General features: G+C 66.5%; 13 protein-coding genes. 4 read left to right on the top strand and 9 right to left on the bottom strand.

The window, feature by feature from the left end; all coding sequences use genetic code 11:
• The first annotated feature begins 64 nt into the window (after positions 1-64).
• The 4 genes from FHY03_RS05070 (at position 65) to FHY03_RS05055 (ending at position 3,905) form a co-directional block, all read left to right on the top strand.
• The gene (locus FHY03_RS05070) at positions 65-937 is read left to right on the top strand and encodes a LysR family transcriptional regulator (protein WP_183929130.1); all 873 of its coding nucleotides are present in this window, start codon (positions 65-67) and stop codon (positions 935-937) included.
• Positions 934-2,085 carry a TDT family transporter gene (locus FHY03_RS05065; protein ID WP_183929128.1) on the top strand — a complete coding sequence of 384 codons (1,152 nt, stop codon included), beginning with the start codon at positions 934-936 and terminating at the stop codon, positions 2,083-2,085. The genes FHY03_RS05070 and FHY03_RS05065 overlap by 4 nt, the downstream gene beginning before the upstream one ends.
• 89 nt (positions 2,086-2,174) lie before the next feature.
• On the top strand, positions 2,175-3,410 hold the full coding sequence (locus FHY03_RS05060; protein ID WP_183929126.1) for a molybdopterin-dependent oxidoreductase: 1,236 nt from the start codon (positions 2,175-2,177) through the stop codon (positions 3,408-3,410).
• Positions 3,411-3,422: 12 nt separating this feature from the next.
• Complete coding sequence (locus FHY03_RS05055) at positions 3,423-3,905, top strand: cytochrome c (protein ID WP_183929124.1); 483 nt, start codon at positions 3,423-3,425, stop codon at positions 3,903-3,905.
• Between the two features lie 90 nt (positions 3,906-3,995).
• Here the strand turns inward: FHY03_RS05055 and FHY03_RS05050 are convergent, their stop codons facing one another.
• From FHY03_RS05050 to FHY03_RS05010, 9 genes are all read right to left on the bottom strand, one after another.
• A complete protein-coding gene (locus tag FHY03_RS05050) occupies positions 3,996-6,032 on the bottom strand; it encodes a PAS domain-containing protein (protein WP_183929122.1) in 2,037 nt (678 codons plus the stop codon).
• Positions 6,033-6,167: 135 nt separating this feature from the next.
• Positions 6,168-6,545 carry a response regulator gene (locus FHY03_RS05045; RefSeq protein ID WP_183929120.1) on the bottom strand — a complete coding sequence of 126 codons (378 nt, stop codon included), beginning with the start codon at positions 6,543-6,545 and terminating at the stop codon, positions 6,168-6,170.
• Positions 6,546-6,560: 15 nt separating this feature from the next.
• Complete coding sequence (locus FHY03_RS05040; RefSeq protein ID WP_221189968.1) at positions 6,561-8,090, bottom strand: sensor histidine kinase; 1,530 nt, start codon at positions 8,088-8,090, stop codon at positions 6,561-6,563.
• Between the two features lie 493 nt (positions 8,091-8,583).
• Positions 8,584-9,123 carry a hypothetical protein gene (locus FHY03_RS05035; RefSeq protein ID WP_183929116.1) on the bottom strand — a complete coding sequence of 180 codons (540 nt, stop codon included), beginning with the start codon at positions 9,121-9,123 and terminating at the stop codon, positions 8,584-8,586.
• Positions 9,120-9,461 carry a hypothetical protein gene (locus tag FHY03_RS05030; protein ID WP_183929114.1) on the bottom strand — a complete coding sequence of 114 codons (342 nt, stop codon included), beginning with the start codon at positions 9,459-9,461 and terminating at the stop codon, positions 9,120-9,122. The genes FHY03_RS05035 and FHY03_RS05030 overlap by 4 nt, the downstream gene beginning before the upstream one ends.
• Positions 9,462-9,463: 2 nt before the next feature.
• A complete protein-coding gene (locus FHY03_RS05025) occupies positions 9,464-10,408 on the bottom strand; it encodes a ParB/RepB/Spo0J family partition protein (protein ID WP_183929112.1) in 945 nt (314 codons plus the stop codon).
• Between the two features lie 9 nt (positions 10,409-10,417).
• A complete protein-coding gene (locus tag FHY03_RS05020; protein WP_183929110.1) occupies positions 10,418-12,784 on the bottom strand; it encodes a hypothetical protein in 2,367 nt (788 codons plus the stop codon).
• Positions 12,781-13,059 carry a hypothetical protein gene (locus FHY03_RS05015; protein WP_183929108.1) on the bottom strand — a complete coding sequence of 93 codons (279 nt, stop codon included), beginning with the start codon at positions 13,057-13,059 and terminating at the stop codon, positions 12,781-12,783. Before FHY03_RS05015 ends, FHY03_RS05020 begins: the two co-directional genes overlap by 4 nt.
• A complete protein-coding gene (locus FHY03_RS05010; RefSeq protein ID WP_183929106.1) occupies positions 13,056-13,934 on the bottom strand; it encodes a hypothetical protein in 879 nt (292 codons plus the stop codon). The genes FHY03_RS05015 and FHY03_RS05010 overlap by 4 nt, the downstream gene beginning before the upstream one ends.
• Between the last annotated feature and the right edge of the window lie 258 nt (positions 13,935-14,192).

Below are 14,192 nucleotides of genomic sequence, written 5' to 3'. Positions count from 1 at the left end.
TCCAGATTGGAACAAACAGATCAAACGGTTGGTCGTATCGATCAGATTGCGCGATGTAAGCTGCATGACCCTGGAGCAGCTCAGAATCTTCGTCGGTGTCGCCGAGCGAGAACACGTCACCAAGGCAGCGGAAGCGCTGAACGTCACGCAGTCCGCTGCCTCCGGCGCGGTTGCTGCCCTCGAAGCGCGCTACGGGGTTCCTCTGTTTCACCGCGTCGGGCGTGGCATCCAGCTGACCGAAGCAGGCCGCGGCTTTCTGGAGGAAGCGCGCGCGGTGCTGGGGCGGGCAGCGCAGGCCGAGACGATGCTGGCGGACTATGCCGGGCTTGCCCGTGGTTCATTGCGGATCGTCGCCAGCCAGACGATCGCGAGCTACTGGTTGCCGGCAAAGCTCGCCGCCTTCCACGAACGCCACCCGCAGATCGCGGTCGAGCTGGCGATCGACAACACCGAGGGCGCGGCAGCGCAGGTACTGAGCGGCGCGGCGGAGCTCGGTTTCGTCGAGGGCGAGGTGGACGAACCGGCGCTCGCCCACTGGAATGTCGGGCATGACCCGATGGTGCTGGTCGGCCGCGAGGACGCCGGGCGCGTCGACGAGGACTGGCTTCGGGCTGCACGCTGGATTGTCCGCGAGCAGGGTTCGGGCACGCGCTCGACCTTCGAGGACGTACTGCGAACGCGCGGGTTTGATCCGGCCCAGCTGACGGTAGCGATAACGCTGCCGTCCAACGAGGCGGTGCGTACCGCGGTCGAGGCCGGTGCCGGCGTCGCTGTGTTGTCGCGATTGGTCGTCGCACGCGCGCTCAAGGCCGGCGATCTGGTCGAGCTGCCGCTTGGGTTGCCTGACCGCGCCTTTCACGCGCTGCGCCACAAGGAACGCTATCGCACCCGCGCGGCTGACGCGCTGACGGACCTCATCAAGGAGCAGGTCGCATGAATGCCGACACCCCTTCGGTCCTGACCGGCCTCAAGCCGCTCAGCCGGCTCGACCATCCGCGCGAGATGATCCGCCAGTTCACGCCCAACTGGTTCGCCGCAACGATGGGCACGGGCATCCTCGCGCTCGCGCTGCCGCAGGTGCCCGGCATCGGACCTGCGCTGAAGCCGGTCGGCGAGGTGTTGTGGTTCTTCAACATCGCGCTCTTCGCGCTGTTCGCCGGCCTCTATGGTGCGCGCTGGGTGATGTTCGGGCACGAGGCGCGGCGCATCTTCGGGCACAATACCGTGTCGATGTTCATCGGGACCATCCCAATGGGCCTGGCGACGATCATCAATGGCTGCCTCGCTTTCGGGATCTCGCGCTTCGGTAACGGCATCGTGCCGGTCGCGCATGTCTTGTGGTGGATCGACGTCGCCATGTCGCTCGCATGCGGCGTGCTGATCCCGTATCTGATGTTCACCCGCCACGAGCACAGCTTGGACGGCATGACCGCGGTATGGCTGCTGCCGGTCGTCGCAGCCGAAGTGGCGGGTGCCAGCGGCGGGTTGCTCGCGCCGCATCTGACCGACGCGCGAGCGCAGCTAGTAACCCTTGCGACATCCTATGTGCTGTGGGCCTATTCGGTGCCGGTCGCGTTCGGCATCCTCGCCATCCTCATCCTGCGCATGGCGCTCCACAAGCTGCCGCAAGAGAGCATGGCGGCATCCTCCTGGCTGGCGCTGGGGCCGATCGGCACGGGGGCGTTGGGCATGCTGGTGCTCGGGGCGGATGCGCCGGCGATCCTCGCTGCACACGGGCTGGCCGGCGTCGGTAGCGTCGCGCAAGGGATCGGCGTTGTGGCCGGGCTCTGCCTGTGGGGCTTCGGCCTGTGGTGGCTGGCGCTCGCGACGCTCATCACCATCCGCTACTGGCGCGCCGGCGTCCCGTTCAACCTGGGCTGGTGGGGCTATACCTTTCCGCTCGGCGTCTACACCGTCGCCACCTTCCGCCTCGGCACGACGCTGAACCTTGGCTTCTTCGGTATCGTCGGCACGGTGCTGACGATCGCGCTCGCGGCGATGTGGCTGCTGGTTGGCGCCAAGACGCTCGCTGGGGCCTGGCGGGGCAACCTGTTCGTCTCCCCCTGCATCGCCACCCCGAACTGATCCGCCGTGATGATCGGATCAGTCGGTCCGATCACTTGCGAAACGCCCCTTCGATCCGCCAGCGTGGCTGGCCACAGGAGAGCCTTGTCATGGACAATTTCGACGCCGGGCTGGCGAGTGAGACCAGCCGTCGCCGCTTTCTCAGGCACGCCGCGCTAGGCACCGCCGGCCTTGCCGCCGCGCCTGCGCTGGCGCAGCAGCTCGTCGACCTTAAGCTGCCTGGGGGCAATGCCGAACGGCCGATGACCAGCGCCTTTCCCGGCAAGGGCAGCATGATCCTCCAGCGTGTCCATCCGCCCTTGCTGGAAACGCCGATGGACGTGTTCGACAAGTCGGTGTTCACGCCCAACGACCAGTTCTTCGTCCGCTGGCACTGGGCCGACATCCCGACCTCGATCGATGTCGAGACTTTCCGCCTCAACGTCTTCGGCCACGTCAACCGACCGCTGTCGATCAGTCTCGCCCAGCTGCTGCGCCTGCCACGGGTCGAGATGGCGGCGGTCAACCAGTGTTCGGGCAACAGCCGTGGGCTGTTCCAGCCGCGGGTCGCGGGTGCGCAATGGGGCAACGGCGCGATGGGCAACGCCAAATGGCTCGGCGTTCGCCTGCGCGACGTGCTCGACCTCGCCGGGGTCAAGACAGGCGCGGTGCAGGTGCGCTTCGGTGCGCTCGATCAGCCCGTGGTCGCTGGCGCCCCTGACTTCGAGAAGGCGCTCGACATCGACCATGCCCGCGACGGCGAAGTGATGATCGCCTTCGGCATGAACGGCGAGCAGCTGCCGCTCCTCAACGGCTTTCCCTGCCGGCTGATCGTGCCGGGCTGGTACTCGACCTATTGGGTCAAAATGCTGAACGCGATTGAGGTACTGCCCGGCCCTGACGACCAGTATTGGATGGCGAAGGCCTACAAGATCCCGGCGACACCCGGCGCGAATGTCGCGCCCGGTGCCAAGGACTTCCCGACCGTTCCCATCAACCGGATGATCCCGCGCAGCTGGATGACCAGCCTGCCTGATGGTCAGGCAATCGCCTATGAGGCCTCGATCCCGGTCGGCGGCATCGCGATGGGCGGCGACTGCGGCGTCGCCAAGGTCGATGTATCGTCGGACGGAAGCCGCACCTGGTACAGGACGACGCTCGGAGCGGACGAGGGCAGGTACAGCTTCCGTCGGTGGGATGGTCGCGTGCCGCTGCGACGCGGTGCCAACCCGATCATGGTGCGCTGCTGGAACACCAACGGTGTCGCCCAGCCGATGAAGCCGATCTGGAACCCGGGCGGGTTTATGCGCGGCAATATCGAGACCACCACCATCATCGCGGCCTGAGGAGCGAGTAGCATGAAGACCCCGTCTCCCGGCATCATGGCCGCTGGCCTGATCGGCCTGACCGGCATTATCCTCGTATCGATCGGTGCGCCGAGCAGCCGCAAGGCGCCTGCCCCGATCTCCGAAATGTCCGAGCCGGCGCCCCCCGCCAGCGTGTCGGCCCGCGGCTTCTCGCTTGCCTCGACCAGCGTCGACCTGCCGGTCGACGACGCGACCTACCCCGATGGTCCGCACGCCGACGTCATCAACGCCAACTGCACCTCGTGCCATTCGGCCAGCATGGTGCTGACCCAGCCTGCGTTATCAGCGGACCAGTGGAAGGCGACCGTCACCAAGATGCGTGAGGTGTACAAGGCGCCGGTGGCCGAGAAGGACGTCGACGCGATCGTTGCTTATCTCATCGCTATGCCGAGCCAGAAGGCGGCCCCTGCGACCGGCAAGGCGCAGGACCCCGACCCCAAGGTGGCTCCCGATGTCTCAGGTGGAACCGGCTAAGCGAGCCTCCTCCACAATCCCAAAACACCATCCCAATGGGAATGTCCGGGCCGTCTCGCCCAACGTTCCATTTAGAGAATGGAAGGAGGGTTAGGCGACCGGGAAAGCTCGCTTGCGAACTTGCCAGGTGATCGCCTTGCGCAGCACGTGGGATAACTGCTCGACCGAGTAGGGCTTGTGCAGCAGCTCGAACCCGTGCTGCCCATTTTGTGCAAGCACGTGACTATAGCCGCTGGTCAGGATGATCGGCACGTCGGGATAAAGGCGGCGAACCTCGCCGCCCAGCTCGATTCCGCCCATGCCGGGCATCACTACATCAGAGAAGATGACGTGGAAGCGGTCGCAATCCTCTCGTAGCAGGCCGAGCGCTGCACGACCGTCCGTCGCCAGCACGCTGTCATAGCCCAGTTCCGCCAGCGCAGCCGTTGCGAACTCGCCGACCTGCGCGTTATCCTCCACCACGAGGACGCACACGCCTTCACCATCGACCCGCTCGATTGCTTCAAGATCGATCGCCTCGCTACCGTCTGGATAGGCGCGTGGGAGATAAAGGGTAAAGGTCGTCCCCTTGCCCGGAACGCTATCCACCTTGATATCGCCGCCCGACTGCTTGGCGAAACCAATGACCTGACTAAGGCCCAAGCCAGTGCCTTCGCCGACGCCCTTCGTGGTGAAGAACGGCTCGAAAATGCGCTCAACCACATCGGCGGGGATGCCGCTGCCCGTGTCGGCGATCGTGAAGGCCACAAAGTCGCCAATCTGGGCGGCATGCCCCCGAAGCGCCGGGATGCCGGATACAGGTCCCATCGCGATCGTCAAATGCCCTTCGCCTTTCATCGCATCACGGGCGTTGATGCCCATGTTGATGATCGCCGTGTCGAACTGGCTGCGGTCCGCATCGATGAAGAAGGCCGCTTCCGGCACCTTGATGACGAGGACGATGCGCGACCCGGTCATGGTCCGCACCATGGTGGCGACTTCCTCCAGCGAGCTGCCGGCGTCGAATACCTCCGACCGGAGCGACTGGCGACGAGCGAAGGCGAGAAGCTGACTGGTCAATTTGGCCGCTCGTTCCGCCGTAATGCCGATTGCGTCGATGTATCGGCCCCGCTTCTCTGCCGGGAGGTTGTCGCGACGAAGCAGATCAACCGAGCCCCGTATGACGGTCAGCAGGTTGTTGAAGTCGTGCGCCACTCCGCCCGTAAGCTGGCCGATCGCTTCCAGCTTCTGGCTTTGGCGAAGCTGTTCCTGCGCTTCGGCGAGCTCCTGCTCAGCGCGGACCCGATCGTTGATATCGACGCCATGCTGGACCGCACCGACAATGTGCCCCTCCGCATCGCGTAACGGATTGTAGGATATCTCCCACATCGGCACCGCGTGATCCGGGTGACCGAACCGCTGGGTGACGGTGAAGTCCTCGCCCGCCAACGCACGATCCAGGTAGCTTCCGATAAGCAGGCCCTGGTCGGGCAGGAACAGCTCAGGGAAGGTGTCGCCAAGCCGGGCGCGATGCCCGTACACCCGGAAGAACTCGTCGCTGAATGCTTGGTTGAAGGCGATCACGGCATGGCGCGCGTCGAACGCGCATACCGGGTTGGGGTCGGATCGAACGATATCCTGATACAGCCGCAAGGCTGTCGACCCCTCCCGCTCGCGTTCCTTGCGCTGGGTTTCTTCCATGGCGGTGCACAGCAGCGCCACGATCTCGCCCTGCTCGCTCCGCACGGGCGAGAAGGAGAAGGTCCAGAAGGTCTCGACCATGCCGCTGCCGTCGCGAGCCATGAGCAGCGGCCGTTCGGTGAACTTTGATGCGGTGCCCGCAAACGTCTGGTCGATCGCGTCGCGCACGTCCTTGTAAACGTCGGCCCACACATCTGCGAAACGGCGTCCGATCGCACCAGTCAGCTTGTTGCCGAGCTGCGGCACGTAAGCGTTGTTGAAGAAGAACAGCCGCTCCGGTCCCCATGCGAACCACATCGCTTCCGGCGATGCGAGGATCAGCGACAGCAGGAAGCGGAAGGTCGCCGGCCATTGTTCCTGCAAACCGAGCGGGGACGCACCCCAATCGAATTCGCGCAACTGGCATGACGCCTTGCCATCTCCGGCGAACGAAAGCGGATCAGTCATTTACGATGCGTAGTGCATTCCTCTCGATCCGACCATGACTTGCCAGCTCTCAATGATCGTCAATCAACCGTGCTGTGGGAAGGCTCCAGCGACCTTGCTCCGACCGTCAACTGGAACTGCTGATCCGAGGGAGCCTTATGCGGCCAGCTTATGGAGCGAGGCGATCACGCGGTCCTGCCGGTACGGTTTCGCAAAGAACACCGTCTCCGCTGGCACAACCGTCCGCGGCGGCAAGGGCTTCCCCGATGTCATGATGATCTTGATCGGCGGCCAACGGTCGCGGATGCACGCGGCCAGTTTGATGCCGTCCAGGCCGCCGGGCATGTCGATGTCGGTGAAGACGATCCGGATGTCCGGCCTGCTCTCCAGGATCGCGATCGCCTCGGCAGCATTCGCCGCTTCCAGCGGTTCGTAGCCGGCATCCTCGACCACCTGCGCTGCAAACAGCCGCAGCAGCGGTTCGTCTTCGACGACGAGGACGATCGGTACGGAGCCTTGATGGGAGATGGTCATCGGTTCCCGCTACGCCTACGCCAGATGCTCGACGGAGGCCCGCAGGTCGGCCTCGAATCCATCGGGTTCATAACGGAGTTCGGTTCCGCCCGTTCCGGTCAGGCCGAGCCGTATCAGGCGAGAGCCGAAACCTTTTCGGGTCGGTGCGACGACGGGTGGACCGCCACGCTCGCGCCAGCGCACGATCAGCGATGCAGTCGGGCCGCTGCCCTCGATGATCCATGTCAGCTCGACGTGCCCGCCCTCCATGCAGAGCGAGCCATATTTGCACGCATTCGTCATCAGCTCGTGAATGACGAGCGAAAACGATAGCGCGGCACGCGCGCCCAGCGGCACCGAAGGGCCATCGAGAGACACGCGCTCGCCAAAGCCGACCGTTTCTACCACCGCCTCGGCCACGGTCCGCAGGTCTGCATCCTTCCAGCTTTTCTGAAGCAGCACGTCGTGTGCGGCGCTCAGCGCGACCAGTCGGCGCTCGAAACTCTCCACCGGCTCGCGCTCGGAAACGGCGCGCAGGGTCTGGCTGGCGATCGCCTGCACCATCGCGAGCATGTTCTTGAGGCGGTGGTTGATCTCGCCGTTGAGGATGCTCTGTTGCTGCTCGGCACGCAGGCGGGCGACACCGGCTTCGAGCCGGTCCGCGACGCTACGCAGGAACAGCAGCTCGTCGGGCGTCCATGTCCGTGGTCGTGCGGCATTGACGATGAAGATGGCGACCGTGCGCCCGCGTTCCCGAACCGGCATGTTCACCAGCGCGCCGATATCGAGTGCGTGCATCGCAGCGGTATTGCCCGAGGTGCGGTGATCGGTAGCCACGTCCTCGATGACCAGCGGTTCGCCGGCTACCAGATCGGAGCGCAAAGCGCCGTAATCCGCGAAGCGGTGACGCCCGGCGATGCTGGCGACGCCCGGCGCGGTCCAGTCCGCTTTCACATCGACGATCTCCACATCGGGATCGACCACGCCGAAGCTCGCTCGCTCCACCTGAAGGACGCGGCCAACGACGGCAGCCGCCGCGGCAGTCATCTCGACTGCCTCCTCGCTGGCCCGGATGCGCTCGCCAATTTCAATCAGCGCCGATTGCAGTTCCAGCAGGCGGGCGCTGATCTGCGCGGCGCGTCGAAGATCGAGCTGATCGGACACCTGCCGTCCGAGGGCGCGCAGGAGCGTCAACTGTTCGAGCGTCAGGCCTTCCGGGCGCGGTTCGGTATCGATCACGCAGAGCCGCCCAACGACGACACCGGAGCGCAGAACCAGCGGGGTGCCAGCGTAGAAGCCGAACGCCCGCTCACCAGTCACCAGCGGGTTCGTGGCGGTGCGGGGATCGCGCGTCAGATCAGGAATGATCAGCATGTCAGCTTCGTCGATGTCGATCTGGCATACCGACTCGGCGATCTCGGTTTCGCCCACGTCCAGGCCGACGCGCGCCTTGAACCATTGCCGGTCATGATCGAGGAGACTGATAAGCGCGATTGGCGTGTCACACGTCCGCGACGCAATGAACACGATGTCGTCGAACGCCTGCTCTTCGGGAGTGTCGAGCAACGCCAATTCTCTCAGCGCGTCTGCACGACGCGCAGCCTGACTCTGTGGCAATTCCCGCCCCTTCCAAAAGCCTGGCCGTCCCCCCGGACTTCCGGACCTGCATAGCCTTAGTCGGGTATGAGGCAGGCGGATACGAGCAAATTGCAGCGCAGGACGCCGGCCAAATTTGAGGCGATTAAGCGGGTGCGCGGAGGAGGCCGTCGTTTCAGATCAAGGCTGCCGGCGTATCAACTCGGACATCGTAGGGAGATTTTGAGAAAGCCATTCCTTTCCCGATATTCGATCGTTTTCGGGAAAAGGCTGTGCCGCGCAATGTCGGCTATCGCCCTCGGCGTTCCCGTAAGCAGACGTTCCGCTTTCCTGCCAAATGAATGCACGTCTGCATCCTGCCGCCCTAGCAGAATTACAGTCATCTCGCATTGGCAAGGAAGTCCCGTGACGCGGGCGGTATAGGGGGGCTGGTTGCTCAGGGGACTCATGATGGCTGTTACGATCACGCCATCGTCGTGAATGCGCGCGAGGCGGGATACCATGACGCCTCCAGACCGAGCCGAAGTGCGGTCGTGCCGGGATAGATCGCGACCTCGGCCCGCACGATCCGGGTCGCCTTCGCCGCGAGGAATATCCCACCGTCGCCGATCAGATCCGCTAGGCGATGGCCGGGCATGGCGGCCACAACGGTGTGCGGCAGAATCTGATCCCACAGCGTCAGCCGCACGTCGGCCGCGCCACGGCGCGGGCCGTCGTACACCAAGTCCTCGACGTAGCTGAACCGGTCGGTGTGATAGGTGAGCATGATCCTGCCGTAGCGCGTGCTGAAGAAGTCGCCCCTGCCGCCGTGGATCCTCGACTTGCGCGCGACCGGGAGGCGCTGCGCCGATGGCGTGGAGAGAGCGAGGCATTCGCCGCAGGTCCGCATCCTGAACCCGGCGCAGAATTCGCGGGCACTGATGTTCGCCATCAGCAGGAAGCGGAGGCCGCTGGCGGATATCCGCGGGTCACGTGCCATCATCCGCGCCGCCGCCCGGTTCACGTCCGGCTCCACGGGTTCGGCGCGGCGTCGTCGCTTCGGTCGGCGACGTCCTCCGCGATAAGCCGTTCGCGGGCGTCGCAGGCGAGCACCGGGTCGGCATTGGACACCCAGGCGACGACGTTCTTCTCCGTGCAGAAGCAGCGCAGTCCCTTGGCGGTCAGATACCAGTCCTTGGCCGGGCAGCTCGCACAGGCGGGCACGGGATCGGGATACACGCTGAGGGGCAGCTGGGCGAGGACGGGACTGTCGTGGCGTCCGACGAGCCGGCTGGCGGCTCCGAACCAGAGCTGGACCTCCTCAGTGGGTAACAGGTCGACGGCGTTGGATTGATCCGCCATCGTCAGGCGTCCTTGTCGAAGAAGGTCTTGATGACCTCCACCAGCTTCTCGTGGACGAGCCTCGCATATTCGAGCCGGTAGCTGGGATGCGCCTCGGCCATCGGCTTGAACTTGACGGTGAGGTCGCCGCGGTGTCCCGGCTGGATGGTGGCGATGACGCGGTCGTGGCGGTTGCGCACCTCGATCGCGGGGATCGCCACTTTGCCGGCGGCGGCGGCCTTCAGCTCGGCGGCGACGCGGGGGGCGGCATAGCCGTTGCCGGCGATCAGCGCGGCGCGGGTCAGGAGGGCCTCGCGGGTGTCGTCGTTCTCGATCAGCGGAGCGAGATCGATCCATTGGCTGAGGCTGATCTCGCGGCGGTCGGCGAAGGCGGCGAGGATAGGTTCGGGCGCCTTGCGGAAGGAGAGGCCACGCGACATCGTGGACTTGTCCACGCCGACCAGCCGGGCGAGCGCGCTGTCGGAGGTGACGATGCGCCGGCCGAGCAGCGTCTCCCAGCCGCCCGCCAAATCCCAGAAGCTCGGCCGGAGCGCCTCGCGGTCGTCGCGGTAGGCGATCCCGATCGCCTCATCGCGCGGAAGATCCGGATGAAGGCGGACGCGGAGCTGAAGCCCGGCGGCGAGGCAGGCGGCGCAGCGGCGCGAGCCGGCGAGGATCTCCACGATCCCGTCGGCGGCGGTCTCGCCATGTGCGTCGTTGATCTGGCCGACCGCCTTCAACTCGTCTGCGAGCCGCGCGATCGCGTCGGGCGCGTGCGGCGTGTCGACGCGCGGATTGAGCGGCGAGATGCGTACCGCGGCGGGATCGACGAGCACGACGCGCGTCGTCGAGCGCGGGGCGGTGGTAACGAGCGGCAACTGGTCGGTCATCCGGCGGTCCTCTTGGCTGGTGGTCAACCAGCCTTGGTCGAGGTCGTCGTGCGGCAGCCATGTAAGTGCGAGGGACATCGTGATCGCTCAGCGGACATGCGCGTGATCGGCGGTGATGCCGGCAAGCCCGGTCCACATCGGCACCAGGATGCGGCTCTGCAAACCGGCCGGGATGGGCATCCCGAACAGCCGGGGCATGGCGGTCCCCACCGCCTGGACCTCGCGGGCGATCAGGCCCGCGTGGACGACGTTGCCGAGCGCCAGCGGCGTCCACATCGGCGAACCGGCCGCGATCCAAGCGTGGATGTGCCTGTCGATCCCCGGCCTGAACCACAATGCAGGGATGAAGGTCTGCGCGACGGGCGTCAGCCCAGGCAGGACCTTTTGTCCCGTCAGAACCGCGACCAGCGGCCGGTCGTGGGACACGGCCTTACCCTTGCCGCCGGGCCAGATCCGCGCCTGGTCGACGAGACGCTCGAGCGACCGTCCCGCCGGTCCGCGGGCGCGATGGATTTTGAACGCCCGTCGGCGGACCGCGCCGCCATGATCGTCACGCTTTCCGACATGGCGGGCATGGCGAGCATCGAAATGGCCCAGCTCCACGTCGTCGGCGTTGCCCATCACGATCCCCGCCGTTCGCCAGGCATCGTCTCGCCCGTCGGTCGGCGTGTCGAGCGACTTCAGCATCGAGCGGACCAGTTCGCGATTGGCGGGACCGGCGTCCGCGACCGACAGCGGCACGCTGCCGATGCCGAGCTTCCGGCGACGGGCATCGGCGAGCGCGGCGAACCGGCTAATGCCGGGATCACGCGCGCCGCCGGGGAAGGTATCGACGAGCGGCGCGGCCAGCAGGTCGGACAGCATCAGCCCCATATAGACCGGCAGATCGCGATGGTAGGTGGCGGCGGTGTAGATGGGCTTGGCGAGCTCGGTTTCGGAGACGGTCGTCATCGTCGCCGGATCCTGCATCGCGGTGGCGAAGTCATAGTTCAGCCGACCTGCGACCAGCGTCGGCAGCGGATGCGTGGGATCGAAATGACCACCGGCGAGCAGTGCCTGCACCATGTGATGCGACAGCGCGCTGGAGCCGAGCAGGAAACCAGCGCGGGTACCGAGGCGTAGCGCGCGGCTGACCTTGACCGGATCGGCGAATTCGCGACGGCCCCGGCGCGCGTCGAGCCGGGGTCCGCCCGGAGCATCGAACAGGCGGCGTTTGAGCTCGAGACCGATTTCGCGCACTCGCGCCACCTCGAACAGCGATGCCATCGCGCCGAGCGGTCCGCCGAAGGTGAGCGGAAAGGCGCCGCAGGGGGCCGCCATCCACGGCAGCGCCTCGAACACGCGATCGAGGCGGCGGGTGACGACGAGCTTGTAGACGAGATCGGTCCGCACCCGGGCGAGCAGATCGATCCGGGCTTGCGGGTCCGGGTTCTGCAGGCGACTGAGATCGCCCGTCAGCAGACCCGACCACGATGGTGGCGCGTCGGTCGGGGTGCCGGCCATCGGTCGCTCGACCCGGTCGGCCAGCTCCTGCAGTTCGGCGGCGAACATCGCCGGGGCGAGCGGCTTTGCCCGTACTCGGACGGACAGCGCTTCGGCGATGCGGATCACCCGCAGGCCGATCGTCTCGGCCACGACGGTGAACAGGCCGATGGCCTCGACGATCCGACGCGCATGCTCGATGACCGACGCGATCTTCCGCTGCCGGTCGTGGTGCAACTGTCGCGGCTGTGCGGCGGCTTCTAACGCGGCGACACAGGACCGGAGCGGCTGAGCGATGGCCGCATTTGCCATACGGGCATTCTCGCGATGCTTCGGGTCGGTCGTCTCGCGCAGCCCCTCTTCGACGACGCGGTGGAAGGCGCGGATTATGTCGATGGTTGCACGCGCCACCTGTACCACGCCGCTGTCGGCGAGCGACGAACGGTTCCCCTGGCGCTGGATCATCCACGCGGCGCGCACCGCCGCGGCGGCCTGGCGCTCGGCGACGATCAGCTCGACCATCGGCCCGCCCGCATACAGCCTCTCGAGCCAGTTCGCGGCCCAGTTGATCTCCCAGCCGGCCACCTTCCAGAAGGCGGCGGGCGCATAGCGGATGCCGGTGATGTCGTAGAGCCAGCGCAAGATGTCGGCGGCGCTCTGCGACCGGGTGATGTGGCGGTGCGCGGCATCGTCCATGACGATCGCGCTGCCGTACCCGGCGACATATGCCGCGAAGTCCGGCTCGCGCGTGCCGACGATCGCCGCGCCGGTCCAGGTCGACACCGGTCCGTCGATCTCGCGACGCGGCAGGAACGCCTTGGCGAGCGACACGCCGGGCGGCACCACCGTGACCTGGTGAGGCGAAGCGGTGCCGTCGGGCAGGATGACGTCCGGCAGGATGATCCGCGCTCGGTGGGCGAGGCCTTCGATGTCTTCGCGGTCGTCGCGGTGAAGCGCGCGATCCGGGGTCATGCGTCGCCCTCCGTAAAGGCCTGGACGATCTCCCATCCGGCGAGAATGTTGGCGCGAGCTATCTTGGCCTGGTCCCAGCGCTCGACGATCTCGCGCAAGCCTTCGGCGCGGTTGACCAGCGTCACGATCTCCGCCTCGCGCGCGAGCAGACGCTCGGGAACGCGGGGATCGAACCGGTCGTAGATCGCGGCGAGCTGCGCCCGGACGGTCTGGAGCTCGGCGCGCTGCTGCACGACGTCGGTGATGACGACGCCGCCGACGGTGATCGACATCATGCCTCGTCCTCCCGGCTGAAGCGGAGGTTGGCGTCATGGTCGGCCAGCCAGTTGGCCGCGTGACCACGGGTGCGCTCGGTCGGGACCGCCACGTCCGTCTGGCGCGCGGTGGTGACGGCGAGGTGGCCCTGGCGCGACAGCGCCGGTTTCCAGCGCCAGTGGCGGCTGGGGTCGCGACGCTGGTGCTCGGCGAAGCGGCGGCAATCGTCGCGGTAGCGCGCCTCGCCGTCGCGGTGAAAGGCCGCGGCACCGCCCGCGGCGAGCGGCGCGCCGCCCGCGATGATGGCGGGCAACAGCAGCGCGCCGAACCGCCGGTCGGACTGACCTTTCGCGGCGTCGTCGAACAGGCAGCGCTTTGCCGCTGCGGTCAGGTCGTAGAGACCGCGATGACCATCGGCATGTCCGGGCGCCAGTCCGAAGACCTTGGCCGCTTGGCCCAGCCCCAGCTTGGGACGCTTGAGCCAGAACGGATCGATGCGGCCCTGCTTCAGCAGGCCCAAGTCCAACAGGAGGCGTTCGCCGGCGACCTCGAGCATCGGATTTGACGCACAGACACGGTGCAGTCGGCCGAGCAGATCTATCTCCCTATCGGCCGGCGATCCCGACGCTCCCAGCCGTGAGATCGCGTCACGCCAGTAGAGCGTGTGGAAGCCGAGCACGGACAGGATATGCTGGGAGTCGAAGCCCCGTTCGGCGAGCATCCCGCCATGGACATAGGCGGTGTAGTTGGGGTGGTAGCCAAGCGCCGCCTGTTCGGCAGCGAGCACGGCTGTCTGTACCAGCGCAGTCTCGCGTGCGTCCCGCGCATCCGCGAGCTCGCGCTCAACCGCAGCGATGAGAGCGTCGTCGGAAAGGGGTGTGATGTCGTTCGCCATAGCCGTGTCTCCTTCGAGACACGTCGACCACGTCCGCCGGTGCGACAGCCATGAAAGTCCCCGTCGCGTGAGCGCCGCGCAAGGGCTGGGGGAGCAGGGCAGGGAGGTGTCAGGCATCGGCGGCATCCAGCGTGTGCGCCGAGCCCGTGCCCAGCCTTGAGCTTATGGGTTGAAGGGGCCGCATTGCACAGCTGATTTTCACCCGCTCCGCAGACGTCACGGATCGGCAGCGCCGCCACGACACAGGCCGGCACTTTC

It is taken from the genome of Sphingomonas sp. BK345 (genome assembly GCF_014193845.1).
Taxonomy (GTDB): domain Bacteria; phylum Pseudomonadota; class Alphaproteobacteria; order Sphingomonadales; family Sphingomonadaceae; genus Sphingomonas.
The sequence above is the reverse complement of the archived record's forward strand: the minus strand, read 5'-3'. Positions and strand labels throughout refer to the sequence as shown.